The sequence below is a fragment of the Mesorhizobium sp. STM 4661 genome (assembly GCF_000359125.1).
In the GTDB taxonomy this organism is placed as follows: Bacteria; Pseudomonadota; Alphaproteobacteria; order Rhizobiales; family Rhizobiaceae; genus Mesorhizobium.
On the sequence record NZ_CAAF010000077.1, the window covers coordinates 1 to 22,928 of the forward strand.

The following is a 22,928-nucleotide window of genomic DNA, read 5'->3' on the forward strand; positions in this document are numbered from 1 at the left end:
GCTGTAGGCGTTCCGGCCCTTCCGCGATCACGCCATACGCGCCAGCGATCGGCCTGCTAGTTTATTGGAGCGGCGGACCTGAAAAATGCTCCGTCTGGCCGGCGTCGAACCCCAACTACCCCACCCCCACCAATTGGCGCCGGCCATTTTCTTTCTCGTGACGCGCTCCCGAAGGTCGGGTTTCCAGTCGCGATTGCGCTCCTTCTGGTGGCCCTCGTAGTCAGGAATGATCGTGAAGAACACCGGACGCCGATCGCGGCCGGCGACCTTGCACGATGAGCATCCAAAGACCCCGACTAGGTCCCAATGCATTGCGCCATGGTCGGGGCTGAGCCGATCAATCAGCGCCTGCACATCGAGCTTGGTGGACTTGCAGCACATTGGATGGCCGCAATTGACATAGACCGTCTCGCGGGCGGCCAGGGTATCGGCGAGTGTCTTCTGAGGCATGCACGGCGATCTCCGTTGATGGGGTCGCCGCACCGAGTTCACCGGCCCCGGTCTGTCGGCCGGATGCAAGTCGCTTCAGGGCATTTCCACTATGCCGCCTTCACGATGCAGCATGGCGTCGTAAATGACGTCGAACACGTTACCGACCTCCTCTTCGATCTCATGTGTCTTGATGCCATTCTCCTCAGCCGCTTTCAGGGCCTAGTCGGCCAGATCCCTAATGGCGAACGGACCGCTTGCCACTGCGTTAGGCAGATGCTCTGCCATCCATGTGTTGAAGAAGTTGATGCCACGTGCGCTCATCCACCATAAGCTGGCGAATGGGATTAAGTTCCTTCTTCCCGAAAATCCTGTAGCGAGGCGTGCCGCAGGTCTTCCTCACCTCGCAGGTGCTTTACGCGACCGATCAGTCCCGGTTTGACCCATTGCGTCGCCGGCCGCCTCATGCCCTTGGGCGGTGGCCCCGCGTGCTCCTGTACACGCCTCCACAAACGCTCTCGGATCGCACGGCTGGAATTGATGAAGGCCGAGCCGATGTACTTGCCGCTCGCGCGGTCAGCCCTCAAAGCACACGCTGGCTTGCCCGCCTCGCGCTCGACTCCGAGGATCTCGTACTCGGCAATCTCATAGCTCTTGATCTTAAGCCAATTGGTCGACTGTCCGCTTCGATACTTGCTGTCATGACGCTTGGATACCATGCCCTCAAGTCCGGCTTGGTCTACAAGGTGATAGATCGCGTCCGCCTCTCCGGGTAGTTCCTGGCCGAACTGGATGCGAGTGTCGATCGGGATGATGTCTGACAGGATATCGCGGCGCTCTTTCAGCGCCATGTCACGCAAGGAGCGTCGATTGATCTCGGAGCGCACCAAAGCCGCCGTCGCCTCACGCAGGACGAGCATAAAGCTCGGCAATCCGACCAACACCGCCGAAGCGCTGCATTGTCTCGTGCGGAATGGGCTCTCCGGCATTAGACACGGATATCCGGAGTTCGCCGTCTCGGGTGGTGGCTTCGACCTTAATGGGCATGCCCGCGGCACAACGTTACAGGTTCGAATCCTTTCGGGTGCAGCATTGCCGCAGTTCGCTTGCCGACAACTATTCCTGCTGGAATTGACAGGGCCAATCTTCAGGCCTCGTCAAGCCAGAAGGCAACTCGGTCCGGGCGTCTCCGCAAGCCATGTTGAGCTGCCACTGAGACAGACCCGCCGAATTGGAAAGGTCGACGCCCTCGATACGGGTCAGAAAGAAAAAGGCGCGGTCAAAGTCTATCGGCGCGGTGAACGTCGCTCCTCGGAAGTCCGCCCGTGCGAGATTGGCAAACGAGAAGCGGCTGCCGCTGATATCGGCGTCATGGAACTGCGCACGCCCCAATTCTGCCTTTGTGAAATCAACATTGGTCAGATTGGCGTCCTGGAAATTCGAGCGCTGCATTTCCGCGCTCGCAAACACAGCGCCCTGCGCGTCCATACGGCTGAAGTCGGTCCTGTAGGCCTCAATTCTGTCGAACCGGGCGCCTTTGGCGGTCGAGTCGGCCAGGGAAGCACGCACGAGCGTTGCCTTCTCAAGATTTGCCGCAAGGAGATTGCTGTTCCTGAGGTCGGTCGAAGTGAAATCAACACCGAACAGGTTCGCCCCGCTCAGGTCCTGTCCTTCTAGGATGAGAAGCTTCTTGTCACACTCGTGCCAATTGACGCCAGGCGTCGCGGCTGCGTGGCAATTGTGAGCAGCAGTGGCGTTCTGCCAAGCAAACACAGTGCAAACCGCTAGAACCAAGCCGGATGCGCCGTAAGCTCTGGTTCGCCTCAAAGTCATTGTTGCTGGACCTCTGCTACTCGCCGACACTCAACCTTACCACATCTGCTGACACTCGAGCCACCGTGACCACCGCCGTCACAGTTAGCGCATTTCTCATATTCAAGCTCTTGACCCCAGACCCGGGCTTGCCCTGCCCGCCTATCCCAGCCGCGGGCGCGTACCATTTATCAGATCTCCCCGGTGTTAGGGCTGTCGCTCTAGACTTCGCTTTGGCCGGCGGGATTTCTAGCTTGTGTCGTAGGCGGGGCCACGTCGTCGAGCAGGGTCTTCTCCGAGCCTTGCGTCGGCTCAACTGGCAATTCACCATTTGGCGTCATCTTGTTGACAGCCTCGGGCAGATCTCGCGTGATCCTGGCAATGAGCTCCTCGCGGGATAGGCCAGTCTGCGTAGAAAGAGCAGTGAGCGTCTCCTCGTCTATGGCCATTTCCACGTCTCGTGGCTCAATCGGGTCGTTCGACCCGGTGCCAAACCAAGAGTCCACCTTCGCGCCTGCACCCGCAGTTCTGAACCGGTCAAGGATGTCGCCTAGCAGGCTGTTGAAGAAGTCCACTTGCGGGCGACGAAGTCTGCTTGATCGCCGCCCTGGAAGCAGATTTGTCCATTGATAGAGCCGTCTGGTTGGATTTCAGCCCATCCATTGCCTTGGGCTTCGTCCATTTCGTCATTGCCTTGCCAGGAGAAGGCGACATTGTTGCCGTCGCCCGCTCCGAAGATCTGGCCGGTGACGCAGCCGAAGGCGAATTCGCCGGAGCCATCGGCCGCGAACTCAATGTAGGCGGGCTCCATCATGTCGCGATAGTCCCCGACATAGTCGGGCATCGCGACGATCCGCCAGCGGCCGGTGAGGCTCATGCCGGCGCTGCCAGCAGCTTGGGCAAGCGGATCAGATTGTAGGCCGCCAGGTTCAAGGTGAAGGTCGCGCCCACACGGGCGCATCCTCGCAGCTTGACCTTGGCCATGCCGGCCGAGGCCTTGATCCAGCCGAACACCTCCTCGATCCGCTTGCGGCAGCGCTGGCTGACATCATAGCCCGGATGGCGCTTTGTGCGGTCATCGATCGCCGTCACGCGAGGCTTGCCGGTTTTGCTCAGATGGCCGTCGACGGCGATGTGCGGCGTAACCTTGCGCTCGCGCAGGTCCTTGACGAACTGGCGTACATCGTAGGCCTTGTCGGCACCCAGTGTGATGCGTCGCCGCGACGGTCTGCGGTCCAACATGGCGAGCGCGGCATCTCGCTCGCTCGTGCCCGTGGCCTGGGTAATGCCGCCATCGACCGCAAGCCCATGACGGTTCTCCATCAGCGCATGCCCCATGTAGCAGAGCTTCGCCGGCTGCCCGTCGCCCTTCTTGTAGAGCCGTGCCTGCGGATCGCTCGTGCTCTGGTGTGTGTCGTTGGAGCGCTTCTCCTTGTGAAAGCCGCGCTCGGCGTTGCGCCCCGCTCCATCCGGGCCATTGTCATCCCCGTCCTTGCGGCGGAAGCTCTTGATCGAAGCCCAGGCCTCGATCAGCGTCCCGTCCACCGAGAAGTGATCCGACGACAAAAGCCGCTTCACCTTCGGCTGAGCAAGCACCGCGCGCAGAAACTTTGCCGCGATCTCACCTTCCAACAGCCGATCCCGGTTTTTGGTGAAGCTCGAATGATCCCAGGCCGGCTCGTCAACACCAAGCCCCACGAACCAGCGGAACAGAAGATCGAACTCCATCCGCTCCATCAACTGACGTTCCGAGCGAATACCGTAGAAGGCCTGCAACAGCATCGCACGCAGCAAACGTTCCGGCGCGATCGACGGGCGGCCGAGACCGGGCGGATAAAGCACCGCAAAGTCGCCGTCCATCTCCGCAAGTGCTGCGTTCACGATCTCCCGTATCACCCGCAGCGGATGGTCTCGTCGAACGCGCGCCTCAAGGTCGACATACGAAAACAGCGAACCTGTCCGTTCGTCTGAGCCGCGCATCCACAAATCCCCAAATCATCCGGGAACCAGTGAATCACGCTCCAAACAACCGCGCCAGTACTTCTTCAACAGCCTGCTAGAGCTGTGCCCGACACGCCCTTGAGATAAAGGTATTGCGCGGAATTGCGCCCGAAGATCTCGGCGAAGAGCCTGATTGGTCAAAATGGAGCCCACAGTGACCGGACCCCACGCCGACGACGAATCGAAGCCACACTGCGCCCAGGTGGAGGCAATGGCTGGCTATGGCGTTACCCCGGCCGACATCGCCCAGGTGCTCGGCATCGACATCGAGACGTTGAAGGCTGACTATGCTTCCCAACTCGATGGCGGTCATATCAAGGCCAATGCACGTGTCGCCGAGAACCTGTACCGGAAGGCCACGGGCGAAGGACGTGAAGCTGTCACTGCGGCGATCTTCTGGCTGAAGACGCGGGCGCGCTGGAAGGAAACTTCAGTTCAGGAGCACGTCGGCGATCCGTATAGCCCCATAGTCTTTCACACGATCTACGAGACCATCCCGCCAAAGGATCAATAGCGCTGGTCCTGCACGCAAATCCGACACCGGACATTAGTCCTGCTTAGGCCGAGCACGGGGCATCCTCAGCCAAGAGCGTGGTCGGCCGCGGTCCAATTGGTGCATGACCGGAGTCACCATCACGCCATGCATAACAATTGAACTCAAAACGGCGAAGCAGACGGTTACCCAAAGAACAGTCGCACCCTCAAATTCAGCCTGCCCGAGTGCAAATGCGAGGTAGTAGAACGATCCAAGGCCGCGTATTCCAAAAAAAGCAATCACGGCCTTTTCGCGTGATGACGCCGGAAATCCGATTAGCCCAACCCACCCAGCCAGCGGTCGCACCACGAACAGCACCAGGGCGGTAGTGACGATCACCTGCCAACTCAAGGCGCCAAAAATCGACCCTTCTGCGATGGCTGCCCCAAAGCAGACCAGCAGAACCATCATCAGCAATCGCTCAATCTGCTCCGCGAAGTCGTGCAAGCTCTCATGATATTCGTGCTGCCGCTCGACGGACCGTAGCGCCACGGCCGCGACGAACACTGCAAGGAAGCCGTAGCCGTGAAGGATTTCGGTCGAGCCGTACGCAAGGCAGGTGATACCGAGCGCAACAAAGCCGTCTCTCGTCTCTGACAACCCCGACCGTTTCGGCAGACGAAACGTAAGGTAGCCCATAGCTTTTCCGCCCAGCCATCCAATGCCAACGCCTGCGGCGATCTTCCAGACAACATCAACGACAAGCCAGTGTGTGAAGAAAGGCTCACCGGACGCGTTGGATAGCGCAACTGCGATTGCGAGATAGACGAACGGAAAGGCGGCTCCATCATTGAGGCCGGCCTCGGAGGTAAGGGCAAAACGCGCCTCATCCTCCTTGCCGGATTGAGGTGGACCAACCTGTATGTCGCTTGCCAGAACAGGATCAGTTGGTGCGAGAGCAGCCCCAAGCAGAAGTGCGGCGGCAATGCCAAGCCCGAGAATTGACCAGCCGAGAAATGCAATTCCTGCGATCGTCAGAGGCATGGCGATGCTGAGAAGGCGCCATGAGGACTCCCAACCCCGCCAACTCATTGGCCGGTCCAGCTTCAGGCCAGCCCCCATAAGGGCGACGATGACAACCAACTCTGTGAGTCGCTCGGTTAGTATCCGGTTCTCAAGTGGGTTCACCCCTACGAGCGGAGAGAATGGTGACCAAACCAAAAGAACGCCGATCCCGATGCAAACCATTGGCAGCGAAAGCGGAAGCTTCCTAAGAAGTATGGGTAGCCAGGCAGTAAGGAGCACGATTGCTCCAAAAACCGCCAAGAGGAGGGCATAGGACTGCATGTGGGCTCAGGACGTTGAACGCATGTTCGAAGCGCCAACCTGCTTCCAACCCGAGCACAAACAGGCACCCCTCCTCACCCAACGTTCGCCCGCCATGTGCTTCCCCTGCGAGTCGCTCGACCGAGGTCTATCGTAACACGGACATGGAGCCGCTGTCCGGCTAAGGGCAGATCACTGGAGTAGATCGCATTATCTCATTGAATCCCTTGCCTATTCTTGAGGGGTGAGCAAACTGCAAACGGTGGTTTGCAGTTTGAACACCCCGGAAACAGCAACATGACGAGCGCGGTCGTCTACTATCGCGTCTCGACCCAGCGGCAAGGTCGCTCAGGCCTCGGCATCGAAGCGCAACACGCAGCCGTCGCCCGCTTCGCCGACGCTGAAGATATCGCCATCGTCCAGGAATTCACCGAGGTCGAGACTGGAAAGGGCGCGGACGCTCTGGATCGGCGCCCGCAACTGGCAGCCGCCCTCGCCCGGGCGCGACAGGCAAAATGCCCGGTGATTGTTGCTAAGCTCGATCGGCTCTCTCGTGACGTCGCATCTATCGCCGGGCTGATGGTTCAGCGAGTCCCGCTCATCGTCGCCGAACTCGGGGCAGATGCCGATCCTTTCATGCTGCATCTCTATGCGGCGCTCGCGGAGAAGTCGTGGCCGTTAAGGTGCAGCAAGTCGAAGGCCACAAAATAGAGATCGTGCTGGCGCGCGGTGATGGCTTTGCGCAGCGCTGCGAAGTCCGAAAGGCCGTCATCGTTCAAGACAATGATCTCGCCGTCGATGATGGCGCTTCAACGTCCAGCATCCCTGCGAGCGCGGCAAGGTCGCGATATTTTGCCGTCCAGTCCAGTCCACGGCGGGTGAAGATGCGGACCCCTCCGACATCCCTGACGATCTGCGAACGATAGCCGTCGAACTTGACTTCATGACTCCAGCCGCCGCCCTCTGGCGGCTTGTCGACCAGCTCCGGCATCATGGGCGGGATGAACTTCAGACGATCATTGGCGTTACCCATGTACTCGACGCTCCGGAACCGGCGATTCAAGCCGCCGGGCAGCATTCGGTTCCGCTTATTTTAGACAAATTGTATATAAGGATGGTTTATGGCCGAAATGGATGTCAGGGATTGTAGGGCGGCGCTGCGATTGGTGCGGATGGCTATAGAGCAAACGTGCCCCGCCGGCGTCCTGCCCAGTGAGGAGGCCGTGTTGCTGCTCTATGGCCCCGCGCCGATCGACGAGGCAGAGGCACTGGCGAAGGCGATCATTGCGACGGTGGAGAGATTGAGCAGGACTTGAAACGCGAAGAGCTACAAACTACGGCGCTCTCGGCGGCGCGGTCGCCATGTGCGCGTGCTTTTAGAAGATGGCGACCTTATCCGGATAGGTAATCCGGATCCTCTGTCCGCATCCCTCGCACTTGTAGCGGGAGATGACCTGAAACCAGCTTCCGTTCTTGACGAAAGCGAAGTTGCAATGCGGGCATTGGAAGGTCAGACCGACAGAGTTTAAGCTGGGAGTTAGGGACATTTGCCGCACCTCAGCAGGTCTGACTAATCCGTCTCGCTGACGAAAGACGCAGCAATCATATCGTCGGCATCAATCCGGCCTTTGCCGTCCTCCATGACGGCCGCGACCTTTCGAAAGATATTCAGCTCAGTCTCGGTAATCTGGGCGCCGCGCATCCTCTTGCTGAGGTCAGTTACGCGCTTTTCGAGCGCCTGGGACGCTCCAAGCTCATTGTTCGACATGATGATTCATTCCTCCCGACTGGCATTCCGCCGTGCCTTTCGACACGACGGAATGTCCTCCCATTTATTGGATGATCTTGATAATCTTGCGCGTGCCTGGATCGACGACAACGGTTTGGCTGTCGACCACCACGTAGCTGTATTTGGTGTCGGGAACCTGATGAAGTTCGACCGTGTCGGGCAGTGCTGAGCCGATATTTTAGCTCTACCCCAGGAACCTTTACAGACGCGAGCGGCTGCTTCTTCACATATTCCTTTATGACGGTCTCTTGCTCAGGCGCGATGATCACGTCCTGAGCGGCAGCGGCTCCGATACCTGCCAGCAGAAGAAAGCCGGCGGCAGCAGTGGAAAGATGCACTCTCATAACATTCTCCTTATGGGCTTCTTGCGCTTAGATGACATCATCCTCGCGCCACGCTGAGCCCAATCCGTCACGCTCTTGAACGTTCCTCGACTGACCTTCAGTCCCAACTGCATAGGGACTTAAGTCTGAGGTGCTGCACGCAATAGGGTTGGACGCCGAATCTGCGAGGAACCGCCATCGCTGGTCCCCATTGGTCATTGAAAGGGAGGACCTAATGAATAATAGCGTTCACCAAGCCCGCTGGTTGCTGGCTCCGATTTTTGTGGTCTCAATCGCCTTCCTGGCGATCGGAATGATTGTTGGTTGAGAGCGATGGGACTTTTCCTCGTGGGAATGAAGATCTGCGCAGCTCCGTCCCTTCCTGCGCCGATAGGGAAGTGCCACCCGCCATTTTTCGATTTGGCTGGTGGCCTCTCGCATCTCAAGATTCGCGAATTTCACCATTAAGCGGCGCGCCGACTGCGCCTTCGTCAAGCTCCTCTTCGAGATGGTCGCTGACGGGCGTGGTCTTGCCGGCCATGGGCTCGACATCGAGGCCCTGCAGCCACGCGTCGGCGTATTCCTGCCAGTAGTCGGGGACTTGGCGTTCCTTGCCGTCCTTCTTAGCCTGAGCGCCATACATCCAGGCGTACCCGACCCGCTCCTGATCCTTCTTAGCCACGACCATCTTCGGATCTAATCCCATCTACCGCTCTGGGGTGCGTGGCGGCACCTGGTCGAGCAGTGTAACCTCATCGGTCGCTGCTGGCAGTTCGCCCTTTGGTGTCAGCTTGTCGACCGCCTCAGGCAAGTCTTTCGTGATCCTAGCAATCAGCTCATCGCGCGACAGACCAGTTTGCATCGAAAGGGAAGTGAGAGTGTCCTCGTCTATTGCCATCTCCACATCCTTTGGGTCGATGGGCTGGTTGGGTCCGGTACTAACCCAAGAATCCACCTTCTGCCCCGCTCCTGCATTTCTGAAGCGGTCGAGGATGTCGCCAAACGCCGTCCCGGAGACGCCCTTGGCCAACTGATCCAAGAGCCCGCCTTGCGGGTTGTTTGGATCGCTATTTCCCGCACCGCGGATCAAGTCTCCGATCTTGTCGCGATTTTGGTAGGCCAGAATGCCAAGCATCGCGATAGCCAGTCTTCCTAGATTTGCCATTGGTTCCTCCCTAGCTTACTGGGAGAAGTTTTTGTGCTCGCAAAGGTTCCGCCTGCTCGATCTCGTAGACCTTCAGATGATGCTTAGTCCGTCTCTTCTCGGAAATCCTGCAGTGAGGCATGACGCAGGTCTTCCTCGCCACGCAAGTGCTTCACGCGGCCGATCAGCCCCGGCTTGACCCATTGAGTAGCGGGACGCTTCATGCCCTTCGGCGGCGGCCCCGCGTGTTCCTGGACACGCTTCCATAGACGCTCGCGGATGGCGCGGCTGGAGTTGACGAAGGCCGAGCCGACGGGCCGCAATGACACCCGTCGCTATAACATCGCGCCGACCGGCGGTCGTCGTTAAGCGATGAAGACGCGTTAAACGACCGCCGATAGCGAGTAGTATCGCCGCCCTCACGACAGTGCCGGTTCAAGCCAGACAGTCGCACCCCCTCCGCCGCTGTTGTGGGGGAGATGGGCTGTTGCCGGGCACGGTGGCGGATCATCGTCGTCGTCCCGTCGACGGCGGCGCACCCACGAACTCCATTTGTATGGACGCCGTGCGAAGGGGGCGCGCCGCGACTTGGCAAAGCAATAACGGATCTCTTCGTCTTGCTGCTCGTCGTCCAGAGCCGACAAGGCACGCAAGATGTCGTCGATTATTGCGACCGAGTCGTTGTCCCACTGACGAAGCATCGGGACGCCGGGGATGGCACGTGCATCGGAGGCCCATGAGGCGAGCAACGCACGTTTCTCGGCAACGCCCAAGTTTGGATTATGGAGTATATCGCCAGGACTCCCCAGCGTTTCCCTGACGCTGAGCGGTACCGCATAGCCTGACTTGGTTTGGAGTAAATCTTCGGTTTCGGGTGTCATCTCCGTTCTCCGCAATCTGTGCCTCCCGGCTGGCCGGGAGGCGGGACCGCAGATTTTATGAGTGTGGTCAGGCTACCTTGCTTTGTGCCTGAGTATCCTGGCTGATCTGCTTGTTCTGAGAGGGCTGCTTATCCGTGCTGATGCCGATTCGACGTGGCTTCAATTCCTCGGGAATGTCGCGCACCAAGTCCACAGCCAGCAAGCCACTCTCCAGCGAGGCATTCGCGACCTTCACGTAGTCTGCCAACCTGAAGACATGTTTGAAGTTGCGAGTCGCCATACCACGGTGGAGAATTTGCCGGTCGCTATCCTCGGTCTGTTTTTGACCGACCACGATCAGTTCAGGGCCATGCTGTGTGAGCTCGACCTCCTCAGGGGTGAAGCCAGCAATTGCCATGGTGATGCGGTAGTCATTATCACCGGTTTTCTCGATATTGTACGGCGGCCAATCCGTCCGCACGCTGTTGTCGAGCAGGTCGAAAAGACGATCGAAGCCGACCGTCGAACGGTAAAGGGGGGCATAATCCAAGCTTCTCATAGCCATATCCTCCGTAAAGCAACATGGGTTACAAGCAGCGTCGCAGCGTCGCCGCGACGCCAAGACAGTCGAGCCTAAGCCTCGACGGCAATCGATTTGGCGAGGTCATAAAAAAATTTCAAGAGCGTGCAGAAAATTTTTTTGGGAGCCTTCGACAGCCAGGGAATACCCGCGAGATCAGGTCGCATGGAAACTAATCGTCGCGTCGCGTGATGGCTTTGCGAAGCTCGGCGAAGTCGGACAAGCCAGCTTCATTATGACAACCTCGCCGTCAATGATGGCGTTGTCGAGCCCGGGCTGTTTCGCTGCCCCGACCAGGTCTCGATACTTCGCCGTCCAGTTGGCGCGGTTGCGCGTAAAGGCGAAGTCGGGGTCGATGACGATTTGCGATCGGTAGCCGTCGAACTTGACCTCGTGAATCCATCCGTCGCCTTCGGGAGGCTTCTCCACCAAAGTCGGCAACAAAGGCTCGATGAACTTCAGACGCATGCGCCCACCCGAACACCCGATTCAATTAGCTCGCGCTAAAATGGTACCAACCCCCTGAAACAAAGATGCTGGCTGCGCGTTGCGCATCATCACAATGGCCCCGAAGGGAGGAATGGATATGGCAGACGACAAGAGCAAGCGGGATTTCCGCGACCGCGACCGTGTGTCGGCGGACGAGGAATATGAAGTGGAATACTTCGCCAACAAGGTCGGCATTACAGCCGAGCAGGTGAAGGAATTGATCGCCAGGCACGGGAACGAACGCGAGACGCTGGAACGGGAAGCGAAGGCCATTCGCGGCCGCTGATGCCCCTACGAACCGACAACCCTGCAACAGGCATCAAGGTTAGGCGGCACGGCCAGTCGCCCGGTGTGCGGCCAGGCGATAGACTGCCGCCACCTCGGCCAGGTGTTCCATCATGAGCAGCCGGGGCATGGGGCCGTTGCCGAATGACGCCTAAAACGCTGCAATAGCCGTTCGCGCATTGACAGGAGCTTATGCCGTCTTGAGCACACTCGTCACCGACTTCGTCCACGAGTGGATTTCCAACAACATTCCGAACACAGTCGGATCCGGCGCCATCTCGGTCGCCGAGCTGACGGAGAAGCTGTTCGCCGACGCAAAAGCGATGGGCATTAGCAGCTCGGAGGTGGAGGAAGACACCGGTAGTATCTATGCGATGATCTTGGATGCCATCGTGCAGCAGGATGGCGACTGGACATAATAAGGGGAGCGATTATCGAAACAGTCGAAAAACTAAACCGATAAAGCGAGAGGCGGTTCTGAAAAAAGCTCCTGCATATATCGTCTATGCCCCACCGGTGCCCGGCTTGCCGTTCCTCGCCGTGACGCTGAAAGCGGATGGCAGCGTCAGCGCGAAAAGCTTCGACACGGCCGAGGAAGCGGCGGCGTTCAACAAACGGGCAGCGACGTTGGCAAAGCACTAGTGTGAGGATGAGGAACAAACCGGCTGTATGGCCGTTCAGGCGTCATTGCCATTCGATGAGGTAGAACAATGGTCGCGCCGCGCGCCGCTTGGAAAGGCTTCCTGAAATTCGGTTCTGTTTCGTGTGGGGTCAAGGTTGTTGGAGCCACAAGCGAAGCCTCGAAAATTCATTTCAAAATCCTCAATCGCAAGAACGGTGTCCCCGTCAAGAGCGCCTATGTCGACGAAGAAACCGACGATGTGGTGCCGACGGAGGAACAGGTTAAGGGATTTGAGGTGGAGAAAGACGACTTCATCCAGATCGAGCCGGATGAGGTCAAGAAGCTCAAGCTCACTTCACAACATACGCTGGAGATCGGGGAATTCGTTCCCCTTAGCGAGGTCGACACGCGTTATCTGGAAAAGCCGTATTACCTGATCCCTGCCGATGGCGCGTCCGTCGAAGCTTTCGAGGTGCTTCGCAAGGCGATGGAAAACAAGGGCGTCGCGGCGCGCTCCTGTATCGTGCTCTATCAGCGCGGTCGCGAGGTTCTCATAGAGCCATACGGCAAGGGCATGGTGATGATCGAACTGCGCACTCACAACGAGATGGTGTCCGAAGAGAGCGTCTTCGGAGATCTCAAGAAACAAACCTATGACCAAGAGCTGCTCGACATTGCCGGATTGCTCATCGACAAGAAAGTGGCGACATTCGACCCGTCGAAATTCGAGGATACGTACGAGAACGCCTTGATCGAGATGATCGACGCCAAGCGCAAAGGCAAAAAGCCACCGAAGCCGGTCCCGAAGCCCAGTGAAAATGTGGTCAACCTGTCAGAGGTTTTGCGGAAGAGCCTTGCAAAGGAAGGCATCGAAACGGGCAAAAAGCCGGCTGGCAAGAAGAGCGCGGCTTAATATGCCAGTCTGCCATCCGGCCTGGCTATTGGGGAATTCCAGGATCGAAATGCAGGATAGCGTCAACGATCGTCCGGTAGAGACTATCGACCTCCTCATCGATCTCGTAGCGCTTGATCCCCACCGCTTTCGCATCAGCGATCAGCTTATGCGTGAGTTCGTCGACTGAGACTATATCGGCCTTCGCCGTGTCGGGGATGTTGTTGGAGATCCACTTGTGGAGGAAATTGATGCCGTGTGTGCTCATCCGCCGATAAGCTCGCTGCCAGCATTAGGTTCCGCTGGCTCTTGACGATCGAAAAGTCAGCGCCAGAATCTTGATATGGCTTGGGAAATTTCTGACCTCAACATCGGCGACGAGGTGACGATCACGGTCACTGTGCTGAAAATGCTGGACGACGGCCGCGCCAGTGTCAGCATCCCGTCATATGCTTTCCCCTATTCGATACAGGCGCCGAAAAAGACGAAGGCCGGCGAAGAGCTTGAGCTAAGGGGCGAAATCACCCGCGTCGATGAGGACGTTCGCCAAGTCACGGTGAAGGCCGGCGGACTGATCACCGTGGACGCGGACGCCATCACCGCATGGAATCCGGCGCCGCGCAAGCGTGCGCCTCTGAGAGACACTTCAGATTGATGCGAAAAAGCCCGCCGCTCGTATGAACGACGGGCATTCGGCGACCCCGAACCGGGTGGGTCTTTTGGCCGCCTGTCGGGTGCTGTGGGGCAGCCCCCGACGCGTGCCCAACCTAACCGGGCGGCTTTTGTTCCGACGACAGCGCAATAAAGCCCAGCTTCGGTCTCTAGCGGCCGAGCGGCAGCCTGGACGCTGAGACCAGCTCCTCCTCATCCGTAATTCCAGCTGAATAGTTTGCCAGAATCCTTGACGCGAGTATTTCCCGCTGCTCTGGAGACTGACCGTCTTTTTTCAAGCGATTGAACACGCGACCAAGCAGCTCCAACTCAGACGGTTCATAAACACAGCAATCCCGGGTCTTGTGCAAAAGTGGCATAACGGCCTCCTTCCACAATTTCAAAAGTTCTAGCTAAAAAATATCAAAAGTGACCGACTGATTTCAATATCTTTTGAGGGTCGAAGCCGCCCGCCACCGTCTTCGCGCAAGATCGATCTTCCGGCAGGAAATCCCGATAAATGGCAGTCAGACGTGGCTGTCTGGGGAAGTTCGGGCGGACCGGTGCTCGGCCTCAACATCGAAGTTCAGCGCGACTTGCAAGACGATTGTGCCGCTATCATTGCGCACCTTAATGGACAGGCGGTGATGGTCGCCGTCCGGCAGGCTTTCCTTGATCATGTCAACCAGTGCCGAAATGGCTTCCCTCTTCACCTGGGGAAAGTCCTCGCAGTTAGTCCCTTGGTCATCCGGATATAGGTCGCCGTTTTCGTCGATATCGAAATAGTAGAGTGCCATTGTTCATATCCGACTTGCCTCAGACCGCGGCAGTGTTGCTCGTGCAAGAACAATCCATTCGAATCTCGGTTCCATCTAAGTAGGGTAATTCAGCCTCTTAAAACGCAACAAGCCCGCCGCACCTCTCGGTACGGCGGGCTCGTTGCAAACTCTACTGCTACTAAGGCACTACTATAATGACCGACGGGCCGGGTCCGGCAGTGACTTTGGAGAGAACTTCGCGTCTGGTCAGGGTGGGCTTCTGGTAGGTTTTCTTCATTGTTCAGCTCCTCGCTTTCCCTCAATGAGAGAATTCCTTGAGGAGAAGGCCGTTCCCAAGCGTCACAAAAAAAGCCCGCCACCATTCGGAAGCGGGCAGGGGTATGAGCAGCCGGGGGATCAGCCCGGGAAGGTCTCAACGAGCAAAGCTTAGTCGACGTGCTAGACAGGTCTGAATTTGGCGGCGCGGTCTTCGCGGATCGATCGACTCCGAAACATTGGCCATCTTGATCTACAGGGAACGTCGCTTTTTCGTATCTCAGGGCGACGGTGAAGTTGCTTATCCAGTCCCCGATTTTCAAACCGACTGCCATACCGAAACAGTCGGCAGCCCAATCCCAGGCATCACGATCGCGACCAATCATCTGAAGCCCTTGAACGACTTCGATCACTGCGCCGGTCAGGACGAGGAGAAAAGTCAGTTTCCTCCTATGGTCCGGCCAGGCGAAATATCCGGTGGCCGCCAGCACGGCAAACGCAACGGCATGATCAAGCTTGTTGTGACCAAGTGTGATAGCGACACCAAGCATCTGCCAAAGCCACTCAGGCGAGAGAGTTAGCAGGAGAACAACACCCAGCGTGACCAGAAAAGCGGTCTTCGCAGCGACTCGATAACGTCCTAGATACGCCAAGGATTCTTTCTGCTCTTCATCTCAAAGTTCAGGGTTAAGGCTGTCGGCTGCGCCTCTAAGTTGTAAATTTCACTTTCAGCATTTGAGCACATCGGTCGAACGGATGAAGCGTACGATCACGGCCGATTGCCATGATCCGGTATGCATTTTGATGGGCCGAGGAGTCCCTTGAAGTGCCGCCAAATGAACAAAGGTCTGTCAGCTATCGTTGCTGCCTGCCGTCGCTCAGGCGTTATCTGTTGAGTGCGGTCTGCGATGCGAAAGCCCGCCGGCCCATTTGCGAACCGACGAGCCCTCCACCCCAAGCCCAATACAATCCGCGCAATTGCGATGTCATCTATTTGACCCATATCGGGTCAGGCCTCATTAGACTTAATTCGTTCGGAGTGTTTCGCATCAGCGCATGCTCACCCGGCCGGTGCTCCCCCTGCGGAGTGGCACTAAGCCGCTTTTGCAGCCGCCGAGGTTTTGTTGATCGATGTCACCGCCAAGTTTGTCAGCTTATTGTTCGTCGCCTTCTCCTGATCAAGGATCTCACTCAGCAGCTTATGGGCTTGGTCGTGGCCAAGGTCTTTCGCCCATTCACGAAGCGATCCATACCTCGAAATCTCGTAGTGTTCGACGGCTTGGCACGCTGCCAACAGGCCAGCGTTGAGAGCGGTGCCAGAGGCTTCTTCCATAAGACCATCCGCTTCCTTGATCAGTCCCTCTATCGCGTCGCACTTTTCTCCGGCCGGTTTCTTGCCTATCGATTTAAAGACCTCCCCCAGTTTCCTGATTTGGTCCTTCGTCTCTTCGAGGTGATCCTCAACCGCCTTCTTCAACTTGGCATCCGTCGCCGCCTTCGCCACCTTGGGCAGCGCCTTGGCAATGGCATTTTCGGCAAAGTAGACGTCTTCAAGCGTGTGCTCGAATATTTCAGCCAGCGTCTTCATGATAACTCCTCCGAGCCGGGAATGGCTTGGAGAAGAATGAAGTCGGCTGCCCTTGGTTCCTCGGCCAGTTTCCCGATCTTGATGTTGTCGGAAAATCAGCTGCAGGATCGCCTTCGCTGCCCGCGCCCTTCTAGAAATATCCGCAATAAGCGTAAGTGAACGAGCGCCTCATCCCGATTTCAGTAACCCGCACACAAGCTGGCTCGCCAGACCATAGCGTTATCAGGCGACCGGTCGCATTGGCGGCGGCTTTGAACGCCGAAGGGGCGACAATGCTTTGAGACGCGGTGACCGTACTCCCGTGTATTTCTTCGAAAACGTATCTCGGCAACTCAAATCTCCAACCAAAAGCTCGCATACGGGCAGACGGACTTATGCGATAGCGGTGCCAGCCTGTTGATAGGTCAGGTTCGGCCCTCCGACAGAAGACTCGGAGCGAAGACGGTTTATTCCCAAAAAATCCAGTTAGCTCATGTTGTGCGGAGGGCTCCGCCACGTGCTTCCAGTCACGGTCCTTGAATGGCCCTTGAGGGCAAGGCGCCGTCCGCGCTCACGATTGGATTGTCAGCCGGGTCATGCAGCCCTTTTGGGACCATAAGAACTAGCACGATCGCGACCGCTATCGATGCAATTATGGTGGCAGTGCTGGCTATTTCTTTCATGAATCTGCGCTCGCAGGGTCGACACTGGACAGGAAACGAAGTCGCAAGGTGCCCGTTCCGACAAAATTGCCATGCTGACGGGATGAGATCTTTTGGCAACAGTGGCCTCGGCCGAAGATCAAATGGCGGCTCGGGCTCACGTTCATTACGGCCCATCGGAACTCCTTCCTTCGAAACTCGTTGCTTCGCTATTGCAAGGGGGGACCCCAATGACCGTAAGAAAGCCGAATGGCTCAAGCCGTGTTCTCAAAGGGCAAGAGTTGGAGGCTAAGCATCTAGCGGAGATATCAGCAATCACCCCAAAAGAGGCACGGGCTCTTTTGCAAAAGCATGGTGCTGACTGGCCAAGGCTAAAAGACGAGGCTGAGGCTTTGAAGAAGAATAAGGACTGAGTGGGCTCTACAGGACGCGACCGATGGCAAACGCCTCTAAGGAAGCTGAGTTAACCGGCCGCTTGGCGCGGGAGCATGGCGTCTCCGAAGGCGCCGTCATGGCTATACTCCAGGCACTGCGACGCGGACACGGAACTATGGCTCAGTTCAGCCATCCCGATTTCGGGGGAATGTCGCAATGGTCATCCGGCATGACGATGGTAGGCGACATGTTCAACGACAGCCTAAGGGCAAAACTAAACGCCATCGCCGGAGAACTGTCGGCACATCTGCGCGAGCAGCCAGCAGAGCAACGCCCTGAAGACACGGCCGTCAGCTATCGTTCTGCTGGTCCCCGACATACCGGTTCATGGTGGCCGCAAGAGTTTGGCCCCCCTTCCTCGGTCGGATCTCAGAACGACATGCGCTACGCGGTCTTTCCCGAAAAGCGCCGTCTGATCATCAATGATCATGGGCAAACGAAAATCTACGACACCGGCGACCACCAGATCTCAGGCGTCTCTCAGGGTCAGAGCGCGGAATCGACTCTGACCTTTGTCAGCCAGCATGGCGTGGTGCGCGTTTCAGATCTTGAGCGCGCCGATGCGCGTTGATGCTTGCGTAGAGACAAGGCGCAACTGCAGGAACCGTGAGCGAACTTACTTCCCGCTTGCAACCCATAGCGATTGGATCTCAACAGTCGACATCAGACCCACTTGGTCTTGAGCTATTCTGGGGTTGCGTAACACAGAGTAAACAGTGCCCAAGAAACTGGCAGTGGTGTTGTCAAAGTTGAACGGAAGTAGGTTTGAAGGAATATTTCTACCGTGATCGTACGCTATAAACTTGGCTGCGCGCTATCCTATAAGGTGAAGTCGCCGACCGTGTTCATATTCAATCTTGAAGTCGCAAGGCTGCTTCGTCATCACGACTTAACCGAGCAGCTTGCGAAACGATCAGGAATTTATCTCGACAAGCAGGGAAAATAACTCTGATTGCAGTGAATGAATTTGATCAAGCAGGATTGTACATCCGCAGCAAATGCGTTTGAATTGGATTTAGATGCTAAAAGGACAAAAGGTTCGCTCTCAACACAGCGCCACCCTTAGTCCGCATGTAACGATACGGATTTATCAGGTGGCGGCTGCAGCTGATCGCCTGAAGACGATGGTGACTTTCGTCCCCCGCCAGCGCTCGAATTGACGTGGAATTCCGCCTTGGCGTTCTCGGTCAGCGAGCGCGCTATCAGTGCGCCGAGCTTGCCAGGTTTGGGCCATGTCTCGCCTTCCGGCAAGCCGATCCCATCGTCGGCGACGGTGACCCGGCAGCCGTCGCCATTGACGATGCTGTGCAGTGTTATCGTGCCACCCTCACGGCCCTGGAACGCGTGTTTGAGCGCATTTGTCAGCAACTCGTTCACAACCAGCCCGGTCGGCATGGCGACGTTGATCGAGACAGGATAGGTGTCCACCTTCATGTCCAGGCGGATACCTTCAACCGCATGCGAGCTCATCACCGCTGAGGCGATTTGGCTGAGATAGACGCCGAGATCGATATCATCCTTCTGCTCGTCAGCCGATAGCGCCTGGTAGAGGATCGCCAGAGCATCCACTCGCCCCGCGAGCCTCTCGAAACGCTTCTGGTCCGGTTCGGTCGCGTTCCGGGTTTCTAGACGGATCAATGCGGTGATCATTTGCAAATTGTTTTTGACCCGGTGCTGCAGTTCGCGCAGTGACGTGTCCTTCTCACGAAGGCGCTCCTCCCCCGATCGTCCTTCCTGCGTCTCGCCATGTGACGACACGTCGACCAACGCCACCAGCCGAAAGCAGATCTTTCCGTTGTCGTCCTCGATGACGTTGGAATAAACGTCGACGATCGCCGGCTTTTCCTCGCCGCGCTCCAGCCGAAAAGTGCCGACGAAATCGGTCTCATTCACCACCGCCTCAGCAAGCGGTCGGTCCTTCTGCTGGTGGATGCCGATGCCGGGTAGTCCTGCCCAGTTTTCTCGGGTGAACCTAGCCGCCTTCAGGCCAGACAGTTTCTCGAATTCCGGATTGGCGTAGACGACCCGCTCCGTCGCACCAAGATCGGAAACGGCAATGGCGATTGGCACCTGGTCAAGGAATTTCTTGAACTGTTCGCTTTCAAGCGCAGTGGCAAGATCAGGTGTATCAAGCAATTGCTCGACCGCCTCGGCCTTCTCTGAATCCGATGTCATCTGACCAGCCTAGCTGTGCGTGGGTGCCGTATCTGCGCTGCGTGCCCTGCCATCGCGACATTCGCGCCCCTCTGCGGAGGCAGACGCCGACGGCTCCCTTAATGCAGAAGGATGACTTCGGCAAAAAAGACCGTAAGCACGAGCGACACCGGCAACGCCAGCAGCCACCCGGCTTCCAGAATTCTGTTATGTCTATTCATGTTACCGAAGCCCAAAAAAGCTTAGCACCGCTATGACAATGACTACAGCGCCGACCAACCAGACAATGTTGTTCATCACGCTCTCCCGTTCTTGCTGAGCATAGCTCTGCGATCCTATCAAAACGTCCGGGATGCGGGTTCGTTCCGTGTGCTGCATCGGGCGTATTGAGATGTCTCAAGCCTTGAGCGAGGTGGTGCCCATGGCGTTAACCAGCGCCAGTGGCTTCAAGCGAAAGCTGAAATTGATCGAGAGGCCGAACTGCCTTTCACCGCGGACGAAGGTCTTCCGGAAACCTGCGAGATTGCCAGCACAGACGTTTTGACGATCGAGGCACTGGCGATGCGAACGGGTATAACAGGCCAACAAGCGCAAGACCTGATCGACAGGCTCGGCAATGACCGCGCGGCAATCGAAGAGGCTGCCCAGAGCTTGGCGACACAAAAGATGAATTTCAGCAAATAGAAATTCGCCGAAACGAGCGCTTGTCAGGCGACTTCCAAAGCCTCTTAACGATCGCGCACCCCGTCTTGCTCATGCCGGCTCACCCAGCTCGGCTGGGCAGTTCGTCGTTTTGTTAGCGTTGGCGGTCGAAGAGGATCGCTTTCCCACGCTCTGCGGCCGGCGTGGCGATGAGACAGCTTTCTCTCTGCCCACCGGATCACTATCTGTCGAAGGCAGCAAGAGAACAGGCAGCACAAAGTTGGCTCAACGATCAGGAAGCGCCGATCTTCCGCTCCATGGTGGGCGATTGCCCAAATGGCTCGGAGACCGCATGACGCGCCTTGGCGCTATTATGTGCGAAGCGATTATCCATCACTATGGCCGCAACGAACTGCTGCGCAGACTTGCCCATCCCTTCTGGTTTCAATCGTTCGGCGCAGTCATGGGTATGGATTGGCACTCATCAGGGATCACGACCAGTGTCGTGGGCGCCTTGAAACGCGGTCTGACTCCCCTCTCCGGCGAGCTTGGCATCCATGTCTGCGGCGGACGGGGCGCTCATTCGCGCAAGACGCCGCACGAGCTTGCCCTGATCGGCGAGCGCGTCGGGTTCGATGGAACAGATTTGGCCAATACCAGCCGACTGATCGCCAAGGTGGATAGCGCTGCCGTCCAGGACGGATTCGATCTCTATCTGCATGGATTCATCGTCACTGATGAAGGCGACTGGGTCGTGGTGCAGCAAGGCATGAATGGCGAAAGCAAGGTCGCGCGTCGCTATCACTGGTTATCCGAAGGACTGAAAAGTTTTGTCGACCAGCCGCATGCGGCGATCGAGGGCGCCAACCAGGGCCAGATCATCAACCTGACGGATCATCGCGCCGAGGCATCCCGCAAGGGACAGCTGGATCTCCTGCTCGATCTTGGGCCCGACCGCATCCTCAGAGAATTCGCGAAATTCGATCTCGGCCCAGCGCCGGAGCCCGCACAGGCACTTCTACCGCACTTGGTCATGCCCGCGCATCACAATGTCAGGGAAAGCGATGTCGTGATGCGCCGCCTGCATGGGAACATTGCGGCCGCCGCCGAACGCGGGCCTTCGGATTTTGCGGAACTGCTTATGGTGCCAGGTGTAGGCGCGCGCACGGTGCGAGCGCTGGCACTGGTGGCGGAAGTCATGCACGGCGCGCCATGCCGTTTCTCGGACCCTGGGCGCTTTTCACTGGCGCATGGCGGCAAGGACAAGCACCCCTTTCCGGTGCAGCTCAAGGTTTACGATGAGACGATCGGTGTCTTGAAGTCCGCTGTTCAGAAGGCCAAGCTCGGACGCGATGAAGAGCTTGGAGCTTTGCGTCGGCTGGACGAACAATCTTGGCAAGTCGAGCGCTATGCGACAGGTCCCAGCCTCAAGGAAATTGTCGCAGGAGAATTCGATCAATCGCATTTACTCGGTGGCCGCAGTGTATTCGGATGGGAGCCTGCACCGGAAGAAAGGCCGGCGGCGACGTTAAGCAAGAAGGTATGATTGCTATCTAAATTTCCCGGTGGTGCGGGCCATCAGAGAACTGACGAAAACCTTTTCGCCCCACGCGCGTTGTCCCTTCGAACCGAAGGAGGCAATTCATGCTGGCAAAAACGAAAACCGACACGTCGAAGGCAACGCAGACTCAACGAAGCGTGCAGCGCAAGGTCGACGCCGACGACCGCAAGAAGGCGAAATCAAAACCCGATGGCGCCATGCAGGCCGGCGCGCGTAAATATCCCGAACCGCCTTTCCCGAAACAGCATCACCCGAAACCCGGCGAGGAGTGGCAGATAAAGCCAGCGCCGCTGTATGACGCGCCGTTCTGGCAGGGTTCGAAAAAGCTCGACGGCAAGGTGGCGCTGATCACGGGCGGCGATTCTGGCATCGGCCGGGCTGTCGCGGTGCTGTTTGCGCGCGAAGGCGCTGATGTCGCCCTCGTCTATTTGTCGGAGGACAGGGATGCGGGCGTGACTAAGCAGGCGGTCGAGGCCGAAGGCCGGCGCTGCTTGACGTTGCGTGGTGATGTCTCCCGCCGCCCCTTTTGCCGCCGGGCCGTGGCGGCAACTGTCAAGCAATTGGGTGGGCTCGACGTACTGGTTAACAACGCCGCCTTCCAGGTCCATTCCGCAGATTTCGCCGACCTCACCGAAGAGCATTTCGACACGACGCTGAAGACCAATCTCTACGGCTATTTTCACATGGCACAAGAAGCGATGCCGCACATGAAGCCGGGCTCGGCCATCATCAACACCGGTTCGGTGACCGGCATCGACGGCTCGAAACAACTGATCGACTACTCGATGACCAAGGGTGGCATCCACGCTTTCACGAAGGCGCTGTCGGGCAACCTCATCCCCAAAGGCATCCGCGTCAATGCGGTGGCCCCGGGGCCAGTCTGGACACCGCTCAACCCTTCGGAAAAGACGGCTGAAGATGTCTCGCAGTTCGGCGCGAAGACGCCGATGAAGCGACCGGCACAACCGGAAGAAATTGCGCCTGCGTATGTGTTTTTGGCTTCATCGCAATGCTCGAGTTACATCACCGGCGAGATCCTGCCGATTGTAGGCGGGTATTGAGCCGGCAACGGCCGCACAGCCACTTGGCAGCACGGTTTTGATTTTGTGAAGGCCAATTACAGAGAGCATATGGCTATCCTGGACTACCTCCTGCGTGAGGATTTCGAAATGGCTGCCCTCCTGATGCGTCGACA

General features: G+C 57.7%; 30 protein-coding genes and 3 pseudogenes. 12 read left to right on the plus strand and 21 right to left on the minus strand.

Features of this window, described 5'->3' with window-relative positions; genetic code table 11:
• Positions 1-27: 27 nt before the first annotated feature.
• The 6 genes from MESS4_RS25810 to MESS4_RS25840 form a co-directional block, all read right to left on the minus strand.
• The gene (locus tag MESS4_RS25810; RefSeq protein ID WP_006337603.1) at positions 28-450 is read right to left on the minus strand and encodes a hypothetical protein; all 423 of its coding nucleotides are present in this window, start codon (positions 448-450) and stop codon (positions 28-30) included.
• A gap of 326 nt (positions 451-776) precedes the next feature.
• Positions 777-1,349, minus strand: a complete 573-nt coding sequence (locus MESS4_RS25820) for an ATP-dependent DNA ligase (protein WP_006337613.1) — start codon at positions 1,347-1,349, stop codon at positions 777-779.
• Positions 1,350-1,545: 196 nt separating this feature from the next.
• Complete coding sequence (locus MESS4_RS25825) at positions 1,546-2,262, minus strand: pentapeptide repeat-containing protein (RefSeq protein WP_006337614.1); 717 nt, start codon at positions 2,260-2,262, stop codon at positions 1,546-1,548.
• A 200-nt stretch (positions 2,263-2,462) separates the two neighbouring features.
• Entirely contained in the window at positions 2,463-2,816 is a 354-nt protein-coding gene (locus MESS4_RS25830; RefSeq protein WP_006337620.1) for a YidB family protein, read from the minus strand.
• Positions 2,792-3,118, minus strand: coding sequence for a hypothetical protein (locus MESS4_RS25835; RefSeq protein ID WP_006337622.1), 327 nt, complete (start codon positions 3,116-3,118; stop codon positions 2,792-2,794). The genes MESS4_RS25830 and MESS4_RS25835 overlap by 25 nt, the downstream gene beginning before the upstream one ends.
• Positions 3,115-4,221 carry an IS5 family transposase gene (locus tag MESS4_RS25840; protein ID WP_006337624.1) on the minus strand — a complete coding sequence of 369 codons (1,107 nt, stop codon included), beginning with the start codon at positions 4,219-4,221 and terminating at the stop codon, positions 3,115-3,117. The genes MESS4_RS25835 and MESS4_RS25840 overlap by 4 nt, the downstream gene beginning before the upstream one ends.
• Before the next feature lie 175 nt (positions 4,222-4,396).
• Between MESS4_RS25840 and MESS4_RS25845 the strand changes: the two genes are divergently transcribed.
• Complete coding sequence (locus MESS4_RS25845) at positions 4,397-4,756, plus strand: hypothetical protein (RefSeq protein WP_006337625.1); 360 nt, start codon at positions 4,397-4,399, stop codon at positions 4,754-4,756.
• Positions 4,757-4,789: 33 nt separating this feature from the next.
• On the opposite strand, the gene MESS4_RS25850 is transcribed toward MESS4_RS25845, so the two are convergent.
• On the minus strand, positions 4,790-6,064 hold the full coding sequence (locus tag MESS4_RS25850; RefSeq protein WP_006337628.1) for a cation:proton antiporter: 1,275 nt from the start codon (positions 6,062-6,064) through the stop codon (positions 4,790-4,792).
• A gap of 276 nt (positions 6,065-6,340) precedes the next feature.
• Between MESS4_RS25850 and MESS4_RS32765 the strand changes: the two are divergent.
• A pseudogene (locus MESS4_RS32765) lies at positions 6,341-6,712 on the plus strand (recombinase family protein); the annotation flags it as partial.
• Positions 6,713-6,818: 106 nt separating this feature from the next.
• On the opposite strand, the gene MESS4_RS25860 reads toward MESS4_RS32765, so the two are convergent.
• The 9 genes and pseudogenes from MESS4_RS25860 to MESS4_RS25905 all read right to left on the minus strand — a co-directional run bounded on the left by MESS4_RS25860 (position 6,819) and on the right by MESS4_RS25905 (position 11,207).
• A complete protein-coding gene (locus MESS4_RS25860; RefSeq protein WP_006337630.1) occupies positions 6,819-7,121 on the minus strand; it encodes a hypothetical protein in 303 nt (100 codons plus the stop codon).
• A gap of 492 nt (positions 7,122-7,613) precedes the next feature.
• Positions 7,614-7,811: a hypothetical protein gene (locus MESS4_RS25870; protein WP_006337633.1), complete on the minus strand. Its 198-nt coding sequence runs from the start codon at positions 7,809-7,811 to the stop codon at positions 7,614-7,616.
• Between the two features lie 64 nt (positions 7,812-7,875).
• Positions 7,876-8,176: pseudogene (locus MESS4_RS32775) on the minus strand (DUF1236 domain-containing protein).
• 421 nt (positions 8,177-8,597) lie between these two features.
• Positions 8,598-8,843, minus strand: a complete 246-nt coding sequence (locus MESS4_RS25880; RefSeq protein ID WP_051070934.1) for a hypothetical protein — start codon at positions 8,841-8,843, stop codon at positions 8,598-8,600.
• An 18-nt stretch (positions 8,844-8,861) separates the two neighbouring features.
• The gene (locus tag MESS4_RS25885; RefSeq protein WP_006337638.1) at positions 8,862-9,320 is read right to left on the minus strand and encodes a YidB family protein; all 459 of its coding nucleotides are present in this window, start codon (positions 9,318-9,320) and stop codon (positions 8,862-8,864) included.
• A gap of 83 nt (positions 9,321-9,403) precedes the next feature.
• On the minus strand, positions 9,404-9,628 hold the full coding sequence (locus MESS4_RS25890) for a hypothetical protein (RefSeq protein ID WP_244441222.1): 225 nt from the start codon (positions 9,626-9,628) through the stop codon (positions 9,404-9,406).
• A gap of 90 nt (positions 9,629-9,718) precedes the next feature.
• Positions 9,719-10,180, minus strand: coding sequence for a hypothetical protein (locus tag MESS4_RS25895; protein ID WP_006337641.1), 462 nt, complete (start codon positions 10,178-10,180; stop codon positions 9,719-9,721).
• A 67-nt stretch (positions 10,181-10,247) separates the two neighbouring features.
• On the minus strand, positions 10,248-10,718 hold the full coding sequence (locus MESS4_RS25900) for an Hsp20 family protein (protein WP_006337642.1): 471 nt from the start codon (positions 10,716-10,718) through the stop codon (positions 10,248-10,250).
• A 177-nt stretch (positions 10,719-10,895) separates the two neighbouring features.
• Positions 10,896-11,207 carry a hypothetical protein gene (locus MESS4_RS25905; protein WP_006337643.1) on the minus strand — a complete coding sequence of 104 codons (312 nt, stop codon included), beginning with the start codon at positions 11,205-11,207 and terminating at the stop codon, positions 10,896-10,898.
• 118 nt (positions 11,208-11,325) lie between these two features.
• Here MESS4_RS25905 and MESS4_RS25910 point away from each other — a divergent pair, with 118 nt between their 5' ends.
• The 4 genes from MESS4_RS25910 to MESS4_RS25920 all read left to right on the plus strand — a co-directional run bounded on the left by MESS4_RS25910 (position 11,326) and on the right by MESS4_RS25920 (position 13,048).
• Positions 11,326-11,514: a DUF3606 domain-containing protein gene (locus MESS4_RS25910; RefSeq protein WP_006337644.1), complete on the plus strand. Its 189-nt coding sequence runs from the start codon at positions 11,326-11,328 to the stop codon at positions 11,512-11,514.
• Positions 11,515-11,713: 199 nt separating this feature from the next.
• Positions 11,714-11,932, plus strand: coding sequence for a DUF768 domain-containing protein (locus MESS4_RS25915; RefSeq protein WP_006337645.1), 219 nt, complete (start codon positions 11,714-11,716; stop codon positions 11,930-11,932).
• Positions 11,916-12,155: a hypothetical protein gene (locus tag MESS4_RS33780; protein ID WP_157385681.1), complete on the plus strand. Its 240-nt coding sequence runs from the start codon at positions 11,916-11,918 to the stop codon at positions 12,153-12,155. The genes MESS4_RS25915 and MESS4_RS33780 overlap by 17 nt, the downstream gene beginning before the upstream one ends.
• A gap of 68 nt (positions 12,156-12,223) precedes the next feature.
• Positions 12,224-13,048, plus strand: coding sequence for a Ku protein (locus MESS4_RS25920; RefSeq protein ID WP_006337649.1), 825 nt, complete (start codon positions 12,224-12,226; stop codon positions 13,046-13,048).
• 25 nt (positions 13,049-13,073) lie between these two features.
• On the opposite strand, the gene MESS4_RS25925 is transcribed toward MESS4_RS25920, so the two are convergent.
• Positions 13,074-13,295: a DUF768 domain-containing protein gene (locus MESS4_RS25925; RefSeq protein WP_006337651.1), complete on the minus strand. Its 222-nt coding sequence runs from the start codon at positions 13,293-13,295 to the stop codon at positions 13,074-13,076.
• Between the two features lie 75 nt (positions 13,296-13,370).
• On the opposite strand from MESS4_RS25925, the gene MESS4_RS25930 reads away from it, so the two are divergent.
• On the plus strand, positions 13,371-13,682 hold the full coding sequence (locus MESS4_RS25930) for a hypothetical protein (RefSeq protein WP_006337652.1): 312 nt from the start codon (positions 13,371-13,373) through the stop codon (positions 13,680-13,682).
• Between the two features lie 523 nt (positions 13,683-14,205).
• Here the strand turns inward: MESS4_RS25930 and MESS4_RS25935 are convergent.
• The gene (locus MESS4_RS25935) at positions 14,206-14,475 is read right to left on the minus strand and encodes a hypothetical protein (RefSeq protein ID WP_006337655.1); all 270 of its coding nucleotides are present in this window, start codon (positions 14,473-14,475) and stop codon (positions 14,206-14,208) included.
• A gap of 485 nt (positions 14,476-14,960) precedes the next feature.
• Between MESS4_RS25935 and MESS4_RS33785 the strand changes: the two genes are divergently transcribed.
• Positions 14,961-15,293, plus strand: coding sequence for a hypothetical protein (locus tag MESS4_RS33785; protein ID WP_198292804.1), 333 nt, complete (start codon positions 14,961-14,963; stop codon positions 15,291-15,293).
• A 512-nt stretch (positions 15,294-15,805) separates the two neighbouring features.
• On the opposite strand, the gene MESS4_RS25945 is transcribed toward MESS4_RS33785, so the two are convergent.
• Entirely contained in the window at positions 15,806-16,300 is a 495-nt protein-coding gene (locus tag MESS4_RS25945) for a ferritin-like domain-containing protein (RefSeq protein WP_006337658.1), read from the minus strand.
• Between the two features lie 871 nt (positions 16,301-17,171).
• Here MESS4_RS25945 and MESS4_RS32795 point away from each other — a divergent pair.
• Positions 17,172-17,354: a hypothetical protein gene (locus MESS4_RS32795; protein ID WP_081609861.1), complete on the plus strand. Its 183-nt coding sequence runs from the start codon at positions 17,172-17,174 to the stop codon at positions 17,352-17,354.
• A gap of 137 nt (positions 17,355-17,491) precedes the next feature.
• The gene (locus MESS4_RS25950) at positions 17,492-17,947 is read left to right on the plus strand and encodes a hypothetical protein (protein WP_244441223.1); all 456 of its coding nucleotides are present in this window, start codon (positions 17,492-17,494) and stop codon (positions 17,945-17,947) included.
• A gap of 519 nt (positions 17,948-18,466) precedes the next feature.
• Here the strand turns inward: MESS4_RS25950 and MESS4_RS25955 are convergent.
• Positions 18,467-19,551 (minus strand): annotated as a pseudogene (locus MESS4_RS25955) (histidine kinase dimerization/phosphoacceptor domain -containing protein).
• 375 nt (positions 19,552-19,926) lie between these two features.
• Complete coding sequence (locus MESS4_RS35160; RefSeq protein WP_198292805.1) at positions 19,927-20,124, minus strand: hypothetical protein; 198 nt, start codon at positions 20,122-20,124, stop codon at positions 19,927-19,929.
• Positions 20,125-20,452: 328 nt separating this feature from the next.
• Between MESS4_RS35160 and MESS4_RS25965 the strand changes: the two genes are divergently transcribed.
• Both MESS4_RS25965 and MESS4_RS25970 read left to right on the plus strand, forming a co-directional pair.
• Positions 20,453-21,718: a DUF763 domain-containing protein gene (locus tag MESS4_RS25965; protein WP_036242193.1), complete on the plus strand. Its 1,266-nt coding sequence runs from the start codon at positions 20,453-20,455 to the stop codon at positions 21,716-21,718.
• Positions 21,719-21,816: 98 nt separating this feature from the next.
• The gene (locus MESS4_RS25970) at positions 21,817-22,794 is read left to right on the plus strand and encodes an SDR family oxidoreductase (RefSeq protein WP_006337664.1); all 978 of its coding nucleotides are present in this window, start codon (positions 21,817-21,819) and stop codon (positions 22,792-22,794) included.
• Positions 22,795-22,928 lie beyond the last annotated feature (134 nt).